Genomic DNA, 20565 nt, shown 5'->3' on the forward strand with positions numbered 1-20565 from the left:
AAAGTGCACTTTACGATCCCTTCTCCCTTCTGGGGAGAGGGGCAACCTCACTTTCATAACCTTATCACCCTCTGTAGCGGACATAACAACATGAAAGAGCTTGTGGTCGTTGCCATTGGTGGCAACAGCATTATCAAAGATAACGCCAGCCAGTCGATTGAGCATCAGGCGGAGGCAGTGAAAGCCGTCGCCGATACGGTGCTGGAAATGCTGGCTTCCGATTACGACATTGTGCTGACCCACGGCAACGGGCCGCAGGTCGGGCTGGATTTACGCCGTGCGGAGATTGCCCACGAGCGCGAAGGGCTGCCCTTAACGCCGCTGGCGAACTGTGTGGCGGATACGCAGGGCGGCATTGGCTACTTGATCCAACAGGCGCTGAATAACCGACTGGCGCGTCACGGCGAGAAAAAAGCCGTCACCGTGGTGACTCAGGTGGAAGTGGATAAAAACGATCCGGGTTTTGCTCACCCCACCAAACCTATCGGCGCATTCTTTAGTGACAGCCAGCGTGACGAATTACAAAAGGCAAATCCTGACTGGCGTTTTGTTGAAGATGCCGGACGGGGCTATCGCCGCGTGGTCGCCTCGCCGGAACCGAAACGTATTGTCGAAGCACCTGCCATTAAGGCGCTGATCCAACAAGGCTTTGTGGTAATTGGCGCGGGCGGCGGTGGAATTCCGGTGGTGTGCAGTGAAGCGGGGGATTACCAAAGCGTGGACGCGGTTATCGACAAAGATCTCTCTACCGCGCTACTGGCTCGCGAAATTCACGCCGACATTCTGGTGATCACCACCGGCGTGGAAAAAGTGTGTATTCACTTTGGCAAGCCGCAGCAGCAGGCGCTCGATCGGGTGGATATTGCCACCATGACCCGCTATATGCAGGAAGGGCATTTCCCGCCCGGCAGCATGTTGCCAAAAATCATCGCCAGCCTGACGTTCCTGGAACAGGGCGGCAAAGAAGTGATTATCACCACGCCGGAATGCCTGCCCGCCGCGCTGCGCGGTGAAACGGGCACCCATATTTTTAAAACGTAAGGACGTAAGATGAAAGAAAGCAATAGCCGTCGTGAGTTTTTGAGCCAGAGCGGTAAGATGGTCACCGCCGCCGCGCTGTTTGGTACCTCTGTGCCATTCGCCCATGCGGAGGTCTCTGGCACAACCCACTGCGACGCGAATAACACCATGAAAATCACTGACCCGCACTACTATCTCGATAACGTGTTGCTGGAAACCGGTTTTGACTACGAAAACGGCGTGGCAGTACAGACCCGCACGGCGCGCCAGACCGTGGAGATTCAGGACGGTAAAATTGTTGCGCTACATGAGAACAAGCAGCATCCGGACGCTACGCTACCGCACTATGACGCTGGCGGTAAGCTTATGTTGCCCACTACTCGCGACATGCATATTCATCTCGACAAAACCTTTTACGGCGGACCGTGGCGCTCACTCAATCGCCCGGCAGGCACCACCATCCAGGACATGATCAAACTTGAGCAGAAAATGCTGCCGGAGTTGCAACCTTATACCCAGGAACGGGCGGAAAAACTGATCGATTTATTGCAGTCGAAAGGCACCACCATTGCCCGCAGCCACTGCAATATCGAACCGGTTTCCGGCCTGAAAAATCTGCAAAATTTGCAGGCGGTGCTGGCGCGACGTCAGGCGGGCTTCGAGTGTGAAATTGTCGCCTTCCCGCAGCACGGTTTGCTGCTGTCGAAATCGGAACCCTTGATGCGTGAAGCAATGCAGGCAGGCGCGCATTACGTTGGCGGGCTGGACCCAACCAGTGTCGATGGCGCGATGGAAAAATCCCTCGACACCATGTTCCAGATTGCGCTGGACTACGACAAAGGCGTCGATATTCACCTACACGAAACCACTCCGGCGGGCGTGGCAGCCATCAATTATATGGTTGAAACAGTGGAGAAAACGCCGCAACTGAAGGGCAAACTGACCATCAGCCATGCTTTTGCGCTGGCAACACTCAACGAGCAACAGGTAGATGAACTGGCGCACCGGATGGTGGCGCAGCAAATTTCTATTGCCTCGACGGTACCGATTGGCACGCTGCATATGCCGCTTAGACAACTGCACGACAAAGGCGTAAAAGTCATGACTGGCACTGACAGCGTTATCGACCACTGGTCGCCTTACGGCCTGGGCGACATGCTGGAAAAAGCCAATCTGTACGCGCAGCTCTATATTCGCCCTAACGAACAGAACCTCTCCCGTTCGCTGTTTTTAGCCACTGGCGATGTATTGCCGCTCAACGAAAAAGGCGAGCGCGTCTGGCCTAAAGCGCAGGATGACGCCAGCTTTGTGCTGGTGGACGCCTCCTGTTCCGCCGAGGCGGTGGCGCGTATCTCGCCGAGAACGGCAACGTTCCATAAAGGGCAACTGGTGTGGGGGAGTGTTATCAACAAGGATAGTTAACATGGCAGAAAATAACGCCTGGCAGAGTTCAGAGCGAACCTCAAAGCTCGCCAGGTGTTATCAGTGTCGAAGTTGCAATGTTATCTTCTCATTAGCGCAAACACTCCCCAGCCCAGATATTCTCTTGTCCAGGTGACATGACGCACGGGCGATGTGCTCAATTCCGCCCTCACCACAGCGGCAAAATCATCATCCGGGTTCTCGTCAAGCCAGCGGCGCATCGTCAGCCATTTAGCCGCTTCATAGCGATCCCATCCTTCCTGGTCGGCTAATACCATTTCTACGACGTCATAACCAAACGCCGCAAAAGAAGCCACCCGTTCAGGGAGGGGAAGAAAATCAGCCAACGCTTGCGCCCCGCAGGCATGGGCTATCTCCTCGCTGGTGGGTAACTGGCGCCAGTACGGCTCACCGATAAGTATGATCCCTCCGGGTTGCAGACTTTTTGCCAGCAGAGAAATCGTTCCGGCGACGCCTCCGGCAATCCAGGTTGCGCCAATACAGGCGGCGACATGACATTTTTCATGGGCGACATAACCGCTCGCATCGTTATGAATAAATGCCACCCTGTCGCCAACGCCGAGTTCCTGTGCGCGCCGCCGGGCCTGTTGTGTAAACAACGGACTCATATCAATACCCAGACCGGTAATGCCGTGATCGCGCGCCCAGGTGCAGAGCATTTCGCCGGAACCGCTACCCAGATCGAGGATGCGTGTTCCGGGCTTCATGCGCAAGACTCGCCCCAGCGTGGCATATTTTTCTGCGGTGAAGGGGTTGTGAATGCGGTGCGCGCTTTCACTAATGGTAAAAATAGGTGGGATATCCATACACTCTCCTTAGCGATTATCCAGCTGTGCGCGGACATTTTTAAGCCCGCTGGTGTTGATGCGGTAAGGCTGACCGTTGACGGACTTAATCAGCCTTTTGGTTTTGAGTTTTTTGAACACGGCGAGCGTGCAGTCGGTAAGCAGCAGCCCGTCACGGCTGTAGCATTCAACAGCGGTGACGCGGCCTGAGGCATCGCGAAGATGGGCAATACGTCCACCTTTGGCGAGAACGTGTAAGGTACGTTGTTCCTGACGGGATAAATTCATACTGGAAACCTGTTTCATCATCATATGCAAAACCCGCAAGCACAGCGTGGTGCTCACATTTGATTTAGGCGCATTGATAACCAGCCCGGCGACAAAGGTCGGGAAACTGATTATCGGATGATGACATTCTCCAGCATCTAAGCCTCGGATTGAGTTCAGGTATTTACGATGTGAATGATAACACCGGGTGATAAAAGGGATATCCCTGGTGCCAGAAAGTGTGATCTGCCACGAAAAACGACACCACTATTGGTCATTAAACTCTCAGGTAGCGACGTCTCAGAACCCATCACGGGCAACCATTCATTGGCTATATTCAATGAGCGAGTTTTGCTGCAAAGACGTTCCTCACATCATCCAGATACCTCTTCGAACAGGAGTGAATGCAATGAATATCAAGGCTATTGGTGCATATTCCGCTAAACAACCACTTGAACCGATGGATATCACCCGCCGTAAACCCGGCCCTCACGATGTCCAGATTGAGATTGCTTACTGTGGTGTCTGCCATTCCGATCTCCATCAGGTGCGTTCAGAGTGGGCGGGAACGGTCTACCCCTGCGTGCCGGGCCATGAAATTGTCGGACGCGTGATTGCCACCGGTGAGCAGGTTGAAAAATATGCCGAGGGCGATCTGGTGGGCGTTGGCTGCATAGTGGACAGTTGTAAACACTGTGAAGAGTGTGACGACGGACTGGAAAACTACTGCGATCACATGATAGGGACCTATAACGCGCCGACGCCGGACGAACCGGGCCATACTCTGGGCGGCTACTCACAACAGATCGTCGTTCATGAGCGATATGTTCTGCGTATTCGTCACCCGCAAGAGCAACTGGCAGCGGTAGCCCCATTGCTGTGTGCGGGGATCACCACTTACTCCCCGTTGCGCCACTGGCAGGCCGGGCCGGGTAAAAAAGTGGGCGTGGTCGGTATTGGCGGCCTGGGGCATATGGGGATCAAGCTGGCCCACGCAATGGGGGCGCATGTCGTGGCCTTTACCACCTCGGAGGCAAAACGTGAAGCGGCAAAAGCTCTGGGGGCCGATGAAGTGGTGAACTCCCGCAATGCCGACGAAATGGCGGCGCATATGAAGAGTTTTGATTTTATTTTAAATACGGTCGCTGCCCCGCATAATCTTGATGAGTACACTACCTTACTGAAACGCGATGGCACCATGACCCTGGTCGGCGCGCCCGCTACGCCGCACAAATCACCGGAAGTCTTCAACCTGATCATGAAACGCCGCGCGATTGCGGGGTCGATGATTGGCGGTATCCCTGAAACCCAGGAGATGCTCGATTTTTGCGCCGAACATGGCATTGTTGCCGATATTGAAATGATCCGCGCCGATGAAATAAACGAAGCCTATGAGCGAATGTTGCGCGGGGATGTGAAGTATCGTTTTGTTATTGATAATCGCACGCTGGCAGAATGAGTGTTTGAATCGAAAAGCCCGTAATCTGTGGTAGTACGGACTCAACCTGATGATAAAGCCCAAAAAATAGCGCGGACGGTCCCCTCGCCTCCTCGGGGAGAGGGTTAGGGTGAGGGGAAAACCGTGTTCGTAATCCTTTGTGATTACACGCTGATTTCCGCAGCGTGCTTGTACACAGTCAACTTAACGGCGAGCATCGATTCCAGCTTCTCCTGGTCTTCGGCAAACAACCGTATGCCTTCTGCCAGCTTGTCCACTGCCATCGCATCCTGATGGTGCTGCCAGTAAAACCCGGCTTCGTTAAGTGGAGAAGGGCTGTTTTCTACAGGCACATCGGGGCTAAGTTTACGCACCACTTCGCCGTCCTGCGCTGCCAGCTCGCTCAACAGAGCAGGGGAAATCGTCAGACGATCGCAGCCAGCCAGTGCCAGCACCTGCTCAGTTTTACGGAAACTGGCCCCCATAATCACCGTCGGATAACGATGCGCTTTGTAGTAACGGTAGATGTCTCGCACGGATACCACGCCAGGATCGCTTTCTGCTTCATAACTGCTCTGCGGCTGATGTTGTTGATACCAGTCGTAAATACGCCCGACAAACGGTGAAATCAGATACACCCCGGCCTCCGCGCAGGCGCGGGCCTGAGCAAAAGAGAAAAGCAGCGTCAGGTTGCAATTAATGCCTTCTCTTTCCAGATCTTCTGCGGCGCGAATGCCCTGCCAGGTCGCGGCGAGTTTGATAAGAATGCGCGATTTATCAATCCCCTGTTGCTGATACAAGCGAACGAGCTTACGGGCTTTGGCGGTACACAGACCGCGATCGAAAGACAGGCGAGCGTCCACCTCAGTAGAGACGCGACCCGGCACATGATTCAACAGTTCAATCCCGATATTCACCGCCAGCTTATCGCTGGCATTCATAATCTGCGTCTGGGTAGAACCGCCCTGTTGAAGGGCAAACGCAATGGCATTATCAATAAGTGGTTGATAATGCGGGATCGCCGCAGCCTTGAGGATCAACGACGGATTAGTCGTGGCATCCTGCGGCTTAAAACGTGCTACGGCGTCAATGTCGCCGCTGTCGGCCACCACGGTGGTAAGGCGTTTAAGTTCATCTAACTGACTCATAATCTTGACCCTTTCATAAAAGAGAGGTTATGCAGATTTACCCTGTTTCTCGTAGTAGCTGATCTTGTCAACTTTCGGCGCTGAGCGTCCGCCTTCGAACTCTGAAGCCAGCCACACATCAACAATATTCTTCGCCAGCTCCGGGCCGATAACACGCGCGCCCATCGTCATGATTTGCGCGTCGTTGCTCTTACGGGCGCGCTCGGCGGAGTAGGTGTCGTGACATTGCGCGGCACGGATACCCGGCACTTTATTCGCCACAATTGCCATACCTATACCGGTGCCGCACAGCAGAATGCCGCGCAGGTAAGTGCCATCGCTGACAGCACTGGCCAGATTAAAGGCGATATCCGGGTAAATGAGCGAGTTATCACCCACGTCGTGGCTGAAATCGACAACTTCGATCCCTTTCGACTGTAAATGGGACTTCACCAGATTTTTCAGCTCGGTTGCCGCATCATCAGCACCAATCGCGATTGTTAACATAATGGTTTCTCATAGTAGGGGACATGGGTGTTCATATGAGCAATGATCATTCATGTGAACATTTTGTAACTGGATAAAAAGTAGCTTTTAATAAACATAAGTTCAACGTGTTTTCATATGAACAGTAAAAAAGATCGGTTAACGCCCATTTTTACCCGCTTTCAGGATTTGAAAGTCGCCAGGAAAGACATTATGAGGGCGATCACATTTTTACTTGTCGAGCATATGCGCAAATCTTATGAGCTGCTAATGTACATTTGTCATGTAGCAAAAATGTAAATGGATTACACGAGCAGGAAGGGAATTACGCGTATTCATCATTGCTGGTAAGCCAGCAAAAACATTTACCTTCTGATCCCACCGGCAACCAGGTTTCCGGAAGGAGAGACACTGTGACTCGTACTCAGCAAAAACCTGCGACTGAGGTAGAAAAATCCGCGATTCGTAAGATTTCTATCCGTCTCGTCCCCTTTGTTGCTTTGATGTTTTTCATTAACTTCCTCGACAGAACGGCGATCTCCTTCGCTGGTCCTAACGGCATGATGCAGGACCTTGGATTGCAGGTGGCACAATTCGGCCTGGCCTCAGGGATTTTCTTTATTGGCTACATTCTTCTGGAAGTTCCCAGCAACCTGGCGTTGCACCGTTACGGCGCGCGCCGCTGGCTGGCGCGTATTATGGTTTCCTGGGGAATCGTTTCTCTTTTATTCACCTGGGTGAGCAATGTTGAAGGGCTTTATATCCTGCGCTTGCTGTTGGGTGTGGCGGAAGCGGGCTTCTTCCCTGGCGCGATATTTTTCCTCAGCGCCTGGGTTCCGGCGCGTCATCGCAGCAAAATTCTGGCACTGTTTTATCTCGCGCAGCCGCTGACTGTGGTCTTCGGCGCACCGCTGGCGGCCTGGTTTATCAATCAACACGGTCTGTTCGGCCTTGAAGGCTGGCGCGTCATGTTCCTTGGTGTGTCGATTCCGGCTATCGTCGTGGGCGTGATTGCGTGGTTCTATCTGATTGATAAACCTAACGATGCCAAATGGCTGACGGCACAGGAGAAACAGTGGCTGAACACTGAGCTTGCGCGGGAAGATGCGCAGAAATCCAGTGCCGCCAACCACAGCCTGCGTTCAGTGATGTCCAATGGTCGCGTCTGGGTACTGTGTCTTATCTACTTCGGTTTTGTTTACGGCCTGTATGCACTGGCGTTTTTCCTGCCAACCATTATTGGCGGTTTCCAGAGTCAGTTTAACGTCACCTTTGGCGTGATGGAAAAAGGGCTGATTACTGGCGCGCCGTATCTGGTGGCGGCGATTGTGATGTACTTCTGGTCGCGTGATGTCACGCGCCGCGGTTGCAAAACCTGGCATATCGCACTACCCGCGTTGGTCGGCGCAATTTCTGTCCCCACCGCACTTTATATGGACACGCCGTTTGCCACGATGGTCGTTATCTCATTAACCGCCAGCGCCATTTTTGCCGCACTGCCTAATTTCTGGACCTTACCAACACAGTTCCTCTCAGGGGCGTCTGCCGCCGCAGCTGTGGCGTTGATCAATACCCTTGGCAACGTGGCCGGTTTTTCGGCGGGCTACATTACCGGTGCGCTGCACGATGTAACGCACAGTTATCTGGCGCCAATGATGGTGGTGGGGGGATTTATGCTGCTGTCGGCAATTCTGATGCTGGTATTAAGCCGTATTCCCCATACGTCCAGTGCCGCCGATGTGAAGATGAAACGAGCAGGAGAGCACTAATATGACATGGCTTTTTAATAATCCCTCCGACTTTGCCAAAGAGATGGTGGCGGGTTTCGTCAGCGCCAATGCTGACATCGTGCGCCAGGTGCCGGGCGGGGTTATTCGCAATACCCAAAGTCAGCAAGGTACGGTGGCGATTATCATCGGCGGCGGCTCGGGCCACTACCCGGCGTTTGCCGGGCTGGTCGGCCAGGGGCTGGCCCACGGCGCGGCGATGGGAAACTTATTCGCCTCACCCTCCGCGCAGCAAATTTGCTCGGTGGCGAAAGCCGCCAACAACGGGGCGGGCGTGCTGTTAGCGTTTGGTAACTACGCCGGGGACGTTCTGCATTTTGGCCTCGCACGGGAGCGCCTGATTGCAGAAGGCATTCCCTGCGAACTTATCGCCGTTACTGATGACATCACCAGCGCCGGACAACATGAGCCCGAAAAACGCCGCGGCGTGGCGGGCGATTTAGTGGTGTTCAAAGCGGCTGCGGCTGCGGCGGAGCAGGGGGCTTCACTGGAAGAGGTACTTACCGTCGCCAGACACGCCAACGATCGCACCCGTACCATCGGGGTCGCCTTTTCTGGCTGCACATTGCCAGGGGCGGAGCAGCCTTTGTTTACCATTCCGCAAGGGCAAATGGGCTTTGGCATGGGGATCCACGGCGAACCGGGTATCCGTGAAATAGCCGTGCCGGGGGCCGATGAACTGGCGACAATGTTAGTTGAACATCTGCTCAACGATGTTCCATCTGGCGTGAGCATCAAAGGTGCCCGCGTTGGGGCGATCTTAAACGGCCTCGGCTCTGTGAAATATGAAGAACTTTTTGTGGTCTGGCACAGCGTGCAGAAACGGCTGAACGAGCAGGGCATTATCCTGGCTGATATTCAGGTCGGCGAATTTGTCACCAGTTTCGATATGGCGGGCCTGTCACTGACGCTCATCTGGTTTAGCGAAGCATTAGAGGCACAGTGGCAGGCTCCGGCTTACACGTCGGCTTTCAGGCGTGGCGCGGTAATTGCCGCGCAGCCACGACAGGCGAGCAGTGACGATGAATGTCAGCAGCAGACCGTTCCCGCGGCGTCTGACGCCTCGCGTAGCGCCGCCGTTCGCGTAGTGGCGATGGTGGATGCGCTGGCTGAGGTGGTGATTGCAAACGTTGATGAGTTAGGGCGCATTGACGCGGTAGCCGGTGATGGCGACCACGGTATGGGTATGGAGCGCGGCGTGCGAGCAGCGCGCGAAAGTGCGCATCAATACCTGGCGCTGGGCGCAGGCGCAGGCACCGTTTTGCAACAGGCCGCCGACGCGTGGGCAGATAACGCTGGCGGCACTTCCGGCGCGATTTGGGGCGTTATCTTAAATACCCTCGGCACCGCTCTGGGTAATCAGCAGCAACCGCAGGCGGATACCGTCGTCCAGGCCGTGAGTGACGCAGCCCACGGGGTAATGCATTTCGGTAAGGCTAAACCGGGTGACAAAACGCTGGTGGATGTCCTGTTGCCATTTAGCGAAGCGCTGAATGAAAACGTCGAAAAAGGTTTGCCGCTGGCTCAGGCGTGGCGCGCTGCCGCAAGTTATGCGCAGCAATGTGCGAAAGACACCGCACAGTTGCTGCCGAAAATTGGTCGCGCCCGCCCGCTGGCTGAACGCAGCCTGGGAACGCCGGATGCGGGCGCCGTCTCGCTGGCGATGATTGTTACGGCAGTGGGCGGCTGTTTTACCGAAGCGGCTGGTCGTGAGAAAGAGGGGGCGGTATGGCAGTGAACCTCACTCTCGGCGTGAGCCTGAAAATGTATTTCGGTTATGCGCAAACCCTTGACTGGAGTCGGCAGGTAGCGGAAATCGTGCGGCAACATCCGCTGTTAAAAGCATACCCGCAAACCACCTTATTTACCTTTCCCTCTGCGGCGGTCATTGACGGTACACTGGGCGCGTTCGCTGGTACGGCAATGCAGGTTGGAGCGCAGAATATTGCCCCCGCAGCGCCTGGCGCCTGGACTGGAGAAACCAGTGCGGCGATGGTTGCCGAAATGGGCGGGCGATTTGTCGAAATTGGTCACGCTGAACGGCGTCGTCATTTTCATGAGGATGACGCGGTAATTTGCCGCAAAGTGCAGTTGGCGCTGGAAAACGGCCTGACGCCGGTTATCTGTATCGGTGAGCCGCAGCAACTGCCTGTTGCTGATGCCACCGACTTCGCCATTCAGGAGGCGAACCTCATCATTCACTTTCTGCAACAGCATGGGCTTAGCGGGGATTTGATTTTTGCCTGGGAGCCGCAGTGGGCCATAGGCGCGCCGCAGCCTGCCAGCGCAGAATATATCCAGTCCGTCTGTGCGGGACTGCGCAGTTATTTGTCTACTGTTGCGGGTCATCACCGCGTGATTTACGGCGGCAGCGCCGGACCGGGGTTACTGAGCGAGCTGTGGCCGGATGTCGATGGCCTGTTCCTCGGGCGTTTCGCCCATCAGCCTGCTGCAATAGCGGCGATCCTGGATGAGGCCTATACCCTGTTAACGCGCAGCGAGACGAAGGAGCATCTGTGAAAACTGGACTCAGCACCTGGGCCTATTTCTGGCAGTTATCAGAAAAAGCGCCCAAACCTCTCAGCCTATTCGACGCCATTGACGACAGCCAGCGCCTTGGCGCGACGGTATTTCAGATTTGCGATTATCCACAAATCGCCCAGTGGTCCTCCGGTGAGCGCACTCGGCTGGCAGAACACGCTGCCCGTGCCGGGATCACGCTGGAACTGGGTACTAAAGGCATTAAGCCAGACCATCTGCAACGTTATCTGGCGATTGCCGCTGAACTGGAGTGCTCGCTACTGCGCACCATGATCAACAGCCCGGATCATCGCCCGACCTTAAGCGAAGCCCGGTGCAGCGTGGAAAGGGTGCTACCAGCGTTTGAACAACAGGGCGTGGCTATCTGTTTAGAAACTTACGAGCAGGTGCCGACCGACGACAATATTGCGCTGGTACAAGCGATAAACTCGGCGCGATTTGGCATTTGCCTTGATCCCGCCAACTGCATTGCCAGCCTGGAATTGCCTGCGGAGGTGGTGGCGAAAACGGCGTCTTACGTTCTGAACTGGCATGTTAAAGATTTCGCTTTCTCCCGCCGCGACGGTTGGGTGGGCTTTACGCTGGCAGGCTGTCCGCTTGGTGAAGGACTGCTGCGCTATGACGATATTTACCAGCAAATTCAGCCACAAACGCGTGGTATCAACCAGATTATTGAGCACTGGCTGCCCTGGCAGGGCGATAGCGAAACTACCTGTCGTCTGGAAGCCGCCTGGACCGAAAATAACATGCGTTATCTGCTTGATAAGCAAAACTTAATCAATGCTTCTTCCACCCAATCTAAGGAGTCAGACCATGTCTGCTGAATTAAAAACGATTACCGTCATCGGTGCCGGCGGCAAAATGGGGATGCGTATTTCAGCTAATTTCCAGAACAGCGCCTATCACGTTTTTTATTGCGAAAACTCATCGGCGGCACAGCAGCAGATCATCGCGAAAGGGCGCGAGCTTTCCGACGCGCAGTCCGTCGTTCCGTTAAGCGATGTGGTTATTCTGGCAGTACCTGATATTGCGCTGGGGAAAGTTTCAGAATCGGTCGTTCCGCAGATGAAACAGGGGGCAATTTTACTGACGCTTGATCCAGCAGCCGCTTATGCGAATCTCATCGCCCAGCGTGATGGGATTGAGTACGCCGTTGCGCACCCCTGTCACCCGTCGGTGTTCCTGCAACGCTATACCAAAGAAGAACATGAAGATGCCTTTGGCGGCGTTGCGGCAGTGCAGCACGTTGCCGCCTCTTTTGAGACCGGCAGCGAGGCGCAAAAAGCGCAGTTAAGTCAAGTGATCAGCTGCATGTATGGCCCGGTAGAGCAGGTGCATTGGGTGACGGTGAAGCAGCTTGCTTACCTGGAGCCGACGCTGGTGGAGACGGTGGCCTGCATGGTTGGTGCCTTTATGAAAGAAGCGCTTGATGAGACGGTGAAACACAGCGGTGTCCCGGAAGAGGCGGCGAAAGCCATGCTGTACGGACATATTCAGATTGCGCTTGCTGTGGCTTTCCGGGCGACGAACCCGTTCTCTGATGCCTGCATGATTGCGATGGAATATGGCCGCGAAAAAATCGTTAAGCCGGACTGGAAAGTGATTTTTGAAGAGCAGGAACTGGATAAAGTCATCGCCAGAATGTTGAAAATCGACCGCATTAAACGTTGATACAACGCTCCGCTATCCCCCTGATGGCGGAGCAGATCTTTTTCTCTGCGTCAGCAGATCTGATACAATTTTTGCTAAACGGCAATGTCATCCCTCTTTTCTTCTATGGAGAACCCGCCTCGCATGGACAAATCCAGCCAGACTCAGGATTTTGAACTACTCACCGAGATAGCCATTGCGTACTACTGCGATGAGGTCACACAAGAAGAGATAGCCAATCGATTCGGTTTTTCACGGATTAAAATTGGTCGGTTACTAAAGCGTGCGAAAGAAGAGGGCATTGTCGAGATTAACGTTCGTTATCATCCGGTTTTCAGCACCCAGCTTGAAAAACAGATGCAGGAACGTTTCCCGATCTCCCGCGCTTTGATTGCTCTTGATCATAATGATGAAGATGAACAGCGCCGCCAGGTGGCAGCGCTGGTTTCTAATTATCTCGCCAATAATCTGCGTGACAATATGGTCGTCGCGGTCGGGCAGGGGCGTAATGTGGCGGCAGTCGCTGAACACATCAGCCCAATCCAGACAAAAGATTGTCATTTTGTTTGCGGTATTGGCGGTACGCATCGTCCTGGCGATGTCATCAACGCCGACCATATCAGCCGTCTTCTGGCGAAGAAATTTGGCGGCAGCAGCGAATCGCTCTATGCGCCCGCCTACGTTGAAAATCCCGAGCTTAAAGTGGCGTTGATGCGTAATGGCACCATAAAGGAGACGCTGGATCGCGCACGCAAAGCGGATATCGCGCTGGTAGGTATTGGTGATATGAATGAGAACAGCTATATGGTGAAGCTGGGCTGGTTTACGCCGCAGGAGATCAACGATGCCAGTCTCAATCAGGGGGTCACGGGCGATATAGCGGGGTATGATTTCTTCAACGCCCAGGGGAAACATGTCAATACCGTGATGGACGATCGCGTCATCGGGTTGAGTATTGAAGAGCTACGCCAGATCCCGTGCGTTATTGCTATCGCCTCCGAGAACACCAAAGCAATGTCAATTATGGGCGCATTACGTACTGGTGTGATTGATATTATCGCCACCAGTGCGCGCAATATCCGCACTATTTTGAGTATGACGCAATAGTTTGGGATTAATAAATCCAGTGGGTGATATTGCCAATTGTGTAGGTATATAAATCGAAACATAACGACAGGCGGCTATCCTGACTCTTTCATGTGGCTCTATAGCCAAATTTTATGATTATCGCAGGAATACCGTCTTTTATGGCATCGTGTTCCTCTGCTTGTTGGCGAGATAATTAAAGTGGGATGCTCTGCCAGGCGAATCATGACAACATACGGCAATGGGGCATTTACACCAAACCGGATGAAGCGAACTCATATTTGAGCTACTCAGGAGGAACATGGGACTTTTTGACAAACTTGGTGGAGTGCGTGAAAACACGTTTATGACGCAGGGTTGCACCACTCTTCCCTCATTGCCGGGGTATGATGCGGTGGAGTCACTCGGTATTGTTGAATACGTTATTAAAAATGTTGCTGGTGACATAACAAAGCGAGAGACAAGCGTGTTTCAAAAGTTACTTGAAACGGCAAATAAAAGTGGTGCGAATGCGGTTGTTAACGCCAGAATTATGACGGGCTCATACGAAGCGCAGGGGCCAAAATGGCAGGTTACCTATGTAATAGCCTATGGGGATGCCGTAGTAGTTAAAAAACTGACTTGTTCCCCGTAGCTGCAGGGCGAGAATGGGCGCAGATCCGCAACAGCGATATCAATATACGGTTGAAGCGGATCTTCCAGGATATCACTCACTTACCAGCCAGAATTCCGCTTCTTCGAACATTTCCTGAACGACGGCACTTATCCGCTCTTTCTCATGTTTGCTGGCATCCGTGTTAATCGCTGGCAGTGTCATCATCGGTTTAACCCGGACATCTGCATCCGGGAAGATCCGGTGCACTCTCTTACTCAGTTCATCTAAAATGATCTCTTTTGCACCAGGCAGACCATCAAAATTCCTTTTGTCATAAACGAGTTCCACGAACATTGCGCATTGCCTCTTAACTGGACGTATATACAGTTTTTATACTGTATTTCTAACCAGTGTTCAAGATATGGCACTTCGCATCTACTATTCAGATGCACGCCTACATCATCAATGATGTGAGAACGGTAGAGCTTGAGGATTATATTTTTGTCCGCATAAGCAGACTGAATTCGCAATACGCGGGTTCAGATTCTTGATAAATTGCGCATTGTTCCTGCCGGATGCGGGGTAAATGTTTTGTTCGTTCTGAAATGTCAATAAAATACAATGCATTTCAGGAGGTTAGTCGGCCTGATAAGCGTAGCGCATCAGGCAATTTGCATTTGTCATCAGTCGCAATCCGCATTACATGGTTCTTTATTGTCACTACTCAAATTCGCTGTCGCCATTTTGCCGCCACAGCCCAAGAAAAAGGCTACGCTTTCGCGTATCCATTTGATTTATTTTATGAGTGCGAAATATCGTCAGCACACACTTCTATGGCTCTGTCTTTCTTTACATTCCACCTACGCTCGGCAACTAACAGAAAGTGTTGGTATTGGCCTCATGGGAGTTTCTCGCTGTTTTTTCTGATGTTCCAGAGGAGCGTCATTGCCATGAGTCGTCTCCATGCTTTTAGACCCAATGAAAACGATGGTTCTTTTCGTTGGGCCTGACAATGGGCTTAAAAAGTTCAGAATAAATTAGTTTGCTTGAGATTTTGCGAGACAAATTGAAGGCACAAAAAAGCCCGCAGGGCTTGCACCATGCGGGCTTTCAGGACTTCATCGGATGACTCTGGTAATCACCGATGGAGAATTTTGGGCTGGCGGAGTTTGAATAAATATTATATTGCTTTGATTTTTAACGATTTTGTTTAATTCAGTTTTTGTGCGTATACCTAATCGTATACCAATGGCTGTAAGTTAATGTGAAATGAAAGCGCATTTTTACTTGGATTGATGCTATATCGTACAGGAAAAAATTTTTTTTTCGAAAGAACTGTTCACACTGTTCACCTTTCTGTTTTTTCCTTTTATTTCAGTTGGATAGGTGGTGAATAATGGGTGAAGGGTGAACATTCGATTCTTCACCTCCGGCATTCTGCCGGTGTGACTCATACCGGTGATTAATCCCCCGTGCTGAAATCACACCGGAAGAAAAAAGTTTTTTTTGATTTGATTGTTCACACTGTTCACCTTTCATTTTTCTCTTTTAATTTCAGTGTGATAACGGGTGAATATACGGTGAAGGGTGAACAGTGGATTGTTCACCTTCGGGGAATTCAGGGATAAAAAAAGACCGGCAGATGCCGGTCACGTGGGTCAGGTTGTTGCAGGGTCGTCACATTTTGGCAGCCAGTCGCCGTAGCTTTCCTCTTTCAGCGTCAGGTTGGTCTGTATCCCCTGTTTGGTATGGCGCTTCTCGTAATTCAGTCCGTATTCCTTCAGCATCACCGGCAGCCCCAGCCCGAACATTTTCAGACTGAGTACATTCCGGTAGCCGTTTGCCTCCATGTAGGCCAGATAGGCGTGATAGAGGTATTTACGGTAATTGCGCGGGATGATACTGGCGTTCCCCATATACATGCCGCTGGTCTGCGGCAGGGTTTCCAGATAGCCGATAAAATCAAACGTCGGGTCGGCATCCCGTTTGATGTTCAGCGCCTCGTCTGAGTTCTGCTGGGACTGAAGCAGTGACCGGGCGAGCATCGGGTCGCTGAACTTCTGCATCAGGTGACGCACGATGACCGCCAGCTCGCGGGTGATTTTGTCCTTAAGTTGCGGGTCGCGCTCCTGCGGGGCTATCTGTTCCGGGAAGTGAATAATCACCCGCCGGCGTGACACGCCGCCGCTGCGGTCGGTGAAGCGCATCGGGTTATTGTTCACGGCCAGAATCACCGCCGGGATATGCGTGGAGTACGCATCCCGGTATTTCGGGTCAACGGACACCGCATCGCCGCCGGTGATGGCCTTGAGTCCGGCACCGTCGCCGCTCCATTTTTCCTGGTCCGGCAGGCGTATCAGTGAGAAGCCAGTTAACGCGGCACGTTCACGCGGGGATTCCAGCGTCTCGATGGTGGCCGACGTGGCGTTATCCTCCCCGGCCAGCAGGGTGGCGATTTCGGCCATGATACTTTTGCCGCTGCCGCCGGGACCGGTCACCTCCAGAAAGAGCTGCCAGTCGTAGCGGTTTGCCAGCACCATAAACAGTGCGGCCAGAATCACGTCGCGTTTTTCCGCACGACCACCGGCGGCACGGTCAAGCCAGCGCCAGAACGCGGGAGCGTGGGTTTCCAGCGTTTCCCCTTCCACCGGCGGGGTGAAATCCACATCGCACAGGGTACGCATCCAGTGTGACGGACTGTGCGGGTGGAACGTGCCGTTCTGCGTGTCGAGCACGCCGTTACGAAAGCCAATCAGGCGGCGGGAGGGGGCTTCCTGCTGCGGAATAATCAGCTTCAGGGTGTCCACCACGGAGGCCACCTTCCCGGAGGAGAACGGCGCACGCAGACGCTGAAACAGCCCGGCCACATCCCGGGCAAAGTCCTGTGGCGGCAGCACCTTCCAGACACCATTTTCATAGCGGGACAGAAGCTGGCCGTTGGCATCGACCGCGAGCGCCTCGCCGTAATGCTCATAGATACGCATGGCCTTTTCGCTGGTACTCATGGCGGAAAACTCCGCTTCGCTCATGGTGTCGAACGGGCTTTCAGCCGGTGGCCGGATGGCATCATAAATGGCCTTACGGGTGGCTTCCCCGCCGTACTGCGTGAAGGCATCATTCCAGTCACCGAAGACCGGCGGCATGGCAACAACACCTTCACACGCATCTGCGGCTGCGGCGGCTTTTTTCTGGCCGTCACCGCTGAGGTCACGGTCAGCAGCAAGGACAATCTGACAGGCCGGATGCTTCTGCCGGGCAAGGCTGGCCAGAGAAAGGAGGTTCACGGAAGAAAGCGCCACCATCACCGTTTCACCGGTCAGGTGATGTACGGTAAGTGCGGTCGCGTATCCCTCCGCTATCCACAGACGTTTTCCGGCCTGATTCTGTCCTTCAAGGGTGTGACAGGTGCCCCTGACCTGTCCGCCTTTCAGGGTGCGCTTACGGCCGTCAGCACTGATTAACTGAAGGTTAACCAGTTCGCCGCTGTCGTCATACAGTGGCACCACAAGGTCACCGGCGCGCCAGCTCACGCCACCGGCTCTGTGTGTGCCGGTCAGCATCCGGCATTCCCGGCCGGGAAAGCCCTTGCGGGTCAGGTAGGCGTTACCGGTTCCGGTACGGGTTTTCGCCATCAGGGTTTGTGCCAGTGCGGCGGCGTTCTTCCGGGCAGCGTCTGTTTCAGCACCGGCGGCGGCCGTCACTGCCGGGTCAGCCGGGGGCAGGCTGCCGGTCACGGCAGCCACCTTTGCGGCCGCGTCGGACGGGGAAACACCAAACACCTTTTCAACCAGTTTCAGGCCGTCACCGGCACCACACTGATTGCAGTACCAGGTGCCACGCCCCTCCCTGTCATCAAAACGGAAGCGGTCACTCCCGCCACAGACCGGACATGGCTGATGACGGTTCTTCAGCACCTGAATCCCCAGCGACGGGAGAATACGCGGCCAGTGGCCGAGCGCATGGCTGACGGTGGCGGTTACGTTCATTTTCATGGTGTTGTTCTCCTTCAGTGCAGTACCGGCGCTTTTATGTGACGGGCACAGAGTTCATCCATCACAACCAGCCCGAGAAAGGACAGCGACGGCGCGGCCTTCAGGGGGCCGGATTCCATTAAATCTTCCAGCAGGGCACAGGCTATCTGACGCCCTTTTTCCTCACCGTGCTGGCGCAGATAAAAGCCTTCCAGCTCAGCGGCGATGGCCGCCTCCAGTGACTCAAGGGTGAGATGCGGGTAGCGGTGCTGACGTTCGCACACGGTCAGCCAGGCACAGGCGACAGCGCGACGGTAAAGGGCAGCGCGTAAGACGGGCGGTAAGGGTGTTTTCATTTGTTTTCCTCCCTGTGACAGATGACTGCATTCCGTGCCGGTTGCATTAACTGATAAGGCATATCTGCGTCTCCTGAAGACGTGCGTATCCCTGCGCGAATACGCACATTTAATTTTTCGGGTGTCGTTTTTTAATTACAGATAATTGCGGTAACTGTTATCCGGGGTGATTTCCGGGTCAGGCTCCGTGCGGGGAATTTCCCGCCATTCCCGCGCCACCGGTGCCGCCCGGCTGACCGGAACAGTGTCCTGCGGGTAAATATCCAGATATTTCTCCCGCCATTTCTGTAATTCCGGGTCTCCGGCCATTTCTTTCAGTACCGCATGCCGGTTTACGGGGCTGCGTTTAAACAGGTCAGGACGGTCACAGGTAAATTCCCGCAGAAAACGCCCCAGCGGGATGTCTGTGGTGCGCCCGTCGGCGAGGATACGCACAAGGATACTGAATTTACGGCGGTACGGATTCCAGACAATGTCCGGGCAGCGGTACGGCATTTCCCACGGAATACCGTCTTCCAGAATGCCGACCACGGCCACATCGGGAAAACCGGCAGAACGGTAAATCTCACCGGGCTGGGGAAAATCAAACATGCGTCCTGTCTCCCCGGTCTTTCTGCTGGGCGAGAAAATCGCGGCACAGGCCTTTGGCTTTCAGCTCATTCAGCACAAAATCAATATCTTCATTCAGGTAGCTGAAAATATGCGGAATGTAGAGCTGATGCAGGCCGGAGAGTTCACGGTGAATCAAATCACCCCCAACAAACCGGGATACGGCGCTGGCGCGGTTGAGCTTATGGTAAGCCTCAATGCTGAGGTGTTCACGGGCGTCATGACGCGCTGAGACGGTCTGAGGGGCTTTTTTATTACGCACGGGACACCTCCACCACCGGCAGACGGGCAGCAAGGGAGAGCACATAGTCACGGACAAGGGAACGGCGGGCGCTGCGTTCATCACCGGCGACGGTGCGAAGCATACAGATACGGGGATGACGGTCTGCGCGACGGACAGCCGCAAAAACAAAGACAAATTCAGGGTGTGAGGGGGTAAGGGTTGTAGCCATAAGGCAGCCTCCTTCGAGTAGCAAATAACTGCTATCGCCGGAGTTCTCACGCTCGATGGCGATAGCCCAGACGGGGGTGAGAATACCGGCCTCGAAGAATACCGGCCAGCCCGGAGGCTGCCCCGCCTGAGCTACCATTGACTCAGTGGCATAACATGCGATTGCGAACAGGATCATACCTGCACGGCAAACCACACGCCACACCATAATCTGGCGCTCTGTGGCGTTGATTGCGACACAAAAAAAGACGCATGGCGCGTCATATGTCGCCTTCGAGTTACACGGGTTCTCACGCCCGGCTGCCGATTTTGCGGCAGCGGAAAAACTATATCCGCAAATGCCGGAAAAAGGCAAGCCAGAAAAAGGGACTTTTTGCAGAGCGGGCATCATCATGCGTCGTACCCCCGTTTGCGTCCGGCAATGCGCCCGGCCATCCATGCGGTGACTTCAGAGTGCAGCCAGGCCACATTTTTACCGCCAAGACTCACCTGCGGCGGAAATTCCCCCTTACGGATGAGTTCATAGATGGTCGAGCGTGACAGGCCGCACAGGTGCATCACTTCCGGCAGACGTAAAAAACGCTCCTGCGTGATGTCCGGCAGCGGCATCAGTGGCGTCACAGGGGCGGGAGACGGGGAAGAAAAAACAGCTTGCATCGGGCTACCTCGTTAATGTCCATACAGCACCGGATAAGTCCGTCCGGCTTCGGGTAGCGCTTTATTTTGTGAATATTTTCAGCAGACGCAACAGGGGGGATTTGTTCCGGCAGCCTTACAATGGCTGTGTGTTTTTTGCACATCAGCGCCAGATAGCTTTAAAACGCTCTGGAAGGAGCTGGAAAAAATTATAGTGAAATACAAATTGTTTTTTTCTTATTTATTTCAGTGAATTAATAAAAATAAACAGTAATAAACAGCACAAAAAGCTCATCAACGGGTGAACAGTGGTGAAC

General features: G+C 53.9%; 21 protein-coding genes. 10 read left to right on the plus strand and 11 right to left on the minus strand.

What is annotated here, in order from left to right; translation table 11 throughout:
• Positions 1-90: 90 nt before the first annotated feature.
• Together K0335_RS19530 and K0335_RS19535 are read left to right on the plus strand one after the other, a co-directional pair.
• On the plus strand, positions 91-1041 hold the full coding sequence (locus tag K0335_RS19530; RefSeq protein ID WP_104920111.1) for a carbamate kinase family protein: 951 nt from the start codon (positions 91-93) through the stop codon (positions 1039-1041).
• Positions 1042-1050: 9 nt separating this feature from the next.
• A complete protein-coding gene (locus K0335_RS19535; protein WP_000665114.1) occupies positions 1051-2442 on the plus strand; it encodes an amidohydrolase family protein in 1392 nt (463 codons plus the stop codon).
• A gap of 80 nt (positions 2443-2522) precedes the next feature.
• Here K0335_RS19535 and K0335_RS19540 read toward each other — a convergent pair whose 3' ends face one another.
• Both K0335_RS19540 and K0335_RS19545 read right to left on the minus strand, forming a co-directional pair.
• Complete coding sequence (locus K0335_RS19540; RefSeq protein WP_000354243.1) at positions 2523-3269, minus strand: cyclopropane-fatty-acyl-phospholipid synthase family protein; 747 nt, start codon at positions 3267-3269, stop codon at positions 2523-2525.
• Between the two features lie 9 nt (positions 3270-3278).
• Entirely contained in the window at positions 3279-3536 is a 258-nt protein-coding gene (locus K0335_RS19545) for a YjhX family toxin (RefSeq protein WP_024256817.1), read from the minus strand.
• A 388-nt stretch (positions 3537-3924) separates the two neighbouring features.
• Between K0335_RS19545 and yahK the strand changes: the two genes are divergently transcribed.
• A complete protein-coding gene (gene yahK, locus K0335_RS19550; protein WP_001021754.1) occupies positions 3925-4974 on the plus strand; it encodes an NADPH-dependent aldehyde reductase YahK in 1050 nt (349 codons plus the stop codon).
• Between the two features lie 143 nt (positions 4975-5117).
• Here the strand turns inward: yahK and tal are convergent, their stop codons facing one another.
• Together tal and rpiB are read right to left on the minus strand one after the other, a co-directional pair.
• Positions 5118-6101, minus strand: a complete 984-nt coding sequence (tal, locus tag K0335_RS19555) for a transaldolase (RefSeq protein ID WP_104920109.1) — start codon at positions 6099-6101, stop codon at positions 5118-5120.
• Positions 6102-6128: 27 nt separating this feature from the next.
• Positions 6129-6587, minus strand: a complete 459-nt coding sequence (rpiB, locus tag K0335_RS19560) for a ribose 5-phosphate isomerase B (protein WP_000955484.1) — start codon at positions 6585-6587, stop codon at positions 6129-6131.
• A gap of 392 nt (positions 6588-6979) precedes the next feature.
• Between rpiB and K0335_RS19565 the strand changes: the two genes are divergently transcribed.
• The 7 genes from K0335_RS19565 (at position 6980) to K0335_RS19595 (ending at position 14264) form a co-directional block, all read left to right on the plus strand.
• Positions 6980-8335, plus strand: a complete 1356-nt coding sequence (locus K0335_RS19565) for an MFS transporter (protein WP_000198850.1) — start codon at positions 6980-6982, stop codon at positions 8333-8335.
• 1 nt (position 8336) lies between these two features.
• The gene (locus K0335_RS19570) at positions 8337-10091 is read left to right on the plus strand and encodes a dihydroxyacetone kinase family protein (protein WP_160193881.1); all 1755 of its coding nucleotides are present in this window, start codon (positions 8337-8339) and stop codon (positions 10089-10091) included.
• A complete protein-coding gene (locus K0335_RS19575) occupies positions 10082-10873 on the plus strand; it encodes a triose-phosphate isomerase family protein (protein ID WP_219394020.1) in 792 nt (263 codons plus the stop codon). The genes K0335_RS19570 and K0335_RS19575 overlap by 10 nt, the downstream gene beginning before the upstream one ends.
• Positions 10870-11718, plus strand: a complete 849-nt coding sequence (locus K0335_RS19580; protein WP_104920107.1) for a sugar phosphate isomerase/epimerase — start codon at positions 10870-10872, stop codon at positions 11716-11718. The genes K0335_RS19575 and K0335_RS19580 overlap by 4 nt, the downstream gene beginning before the upstream one ends.
• The gene (locus tag K0335_RS19585) at positions 11708-12565 is read left to right on the plus strand and encodes a phosphogluconate dehydrogenase C-terminal domain-containing protein (protein ID WP_160193883.1); all 858 of its coding nucleotides are present in this window, start codon (positions 11708-11710) and stop codon (positions 12563-12565) included. The genes K0335_RS19580 and K0335_RS19585 overlap by 11 nt, the downstream gene beginning before the upstream one ends.
• A gap of 123 nt (positions 12566-12688) precedes the next feature.
• Entirely contained in the window at positions 12689-13651 is a 963-nt protein-coding gene (locus K0335_RS19590) for a sugar-binding transcriptional regulator (protein WP_000361628.1), read from the plus strand.
• 280 nt (positions 13652-13931) lie between these two features.
• On the plus strand, positions 13932-14264 hold the full coding sequence (locus tag K0335_RS19595) for a heavy metal-binding domain-containing protein (protein WP_104920105.1): 333 nt from the start codon (positions 13932-13934) through the stop codon (positions 14262-14264).
• Between the two features lie 72 nt (positions 14265-14336).
• Here K0335_RS19595 and K0335_RS19600 read toward each other — a convergent pair whose 3' ends face one another.
• From K0335_RS19600 to K0335_RS19630, 7 genes are all read right to left on the minus strand, one after another.
• Positions 14337-14579, minus strand: a complete 243-nt coding sequence (locus K0335_RS19600; protein WP_000497434.1) for a DinI-like family protein — start codon at positions 14577-14579, stop codon at positions 14337-14339.
• Between the two features lie 1304 nt (positions 14580-15883).
• Positions 15884-18217, minus strand: a complete 2334-nt coding sequence (locus K0335_RS19605) for a primase-helicase zinc-binding domain-containing protein (RefSeq protein ID WP_219394022.1) — start codon at positions 18215-18217, stop codon at positions 15884-15886.
• A gap of 14 nt (positions 18218-18231) precedes the next feature.
• Entirely contained in the window at positions 18232-18552 is a 321-nt protein-coding gene (locus tag K0335_RS19610) for a DUF5375 domain-containing protein (RefSeq protein ID WP_000856729.1), read from the minus strand.
• Positions 18553-18687: 135 nt separating this feature from the next.
• The gene (locus K0335_RS19615) at positions 18688-19143 is read right to left on the minus strand and encodes a hypothetical protein (protein WP_000459301.1); all 456 of its coding nucleotides are present in this window, start codon (positions 19141-19143) and stop codon (positions 18688-18690) included.
• Complete coding sequence (locus K0335_RS19620) at positions 19136-19423, minus strand: hypothetical protein (RefSeq protein WP_001244670.1); 288 nt, start codon at positions 19421-19423, stop codon at positions 19136-19138. Before K0335_RS19620 ends, K0335_RS19615 begins: the two co-directional genes overlap by 8 nt.
• Positions 19416-20006, minus strand: coding sequence for a host cell division inhibitor Icd-like protein (locus K0335_RS19625; protein ID WP_001565740.1), 591 nt, complete (start codon positions 20004-20006; stop codon positions 19416-19418). The genes K0335_RS19620 and K0335_RS19625 overlap by 8 nt, the downstream gene beginning before the upstream one ends.
• The gene (locus K0335_RS19630) at positions 20003-20269 is read right to left on the minus strand and encodes an AlpA family transcriptional regulator (protein WP_001149160.1); all 267 of its coding nucleotides are present in this window, start codon (positions 20267-20269) and stop codon (positions 20003-20005) included. Before K0335_RS19630 ends, K0335_RS19625 begins: the two co-directional genes overlap by 4 nt.
• Between the last annotated feature and the right edge of the window lie 296 nt (positions 20270-20565).

Origin of the sequence: Escherichia sp. GZ89 (assembly GCF_019366485.1) — a bacterium.
GTDB lineage: Bacteria > Pseudomonadota > Gammaproteobacteria > Enterobacterales > Enterobacteriaceae > Escherichia > Escherichia fergusonii.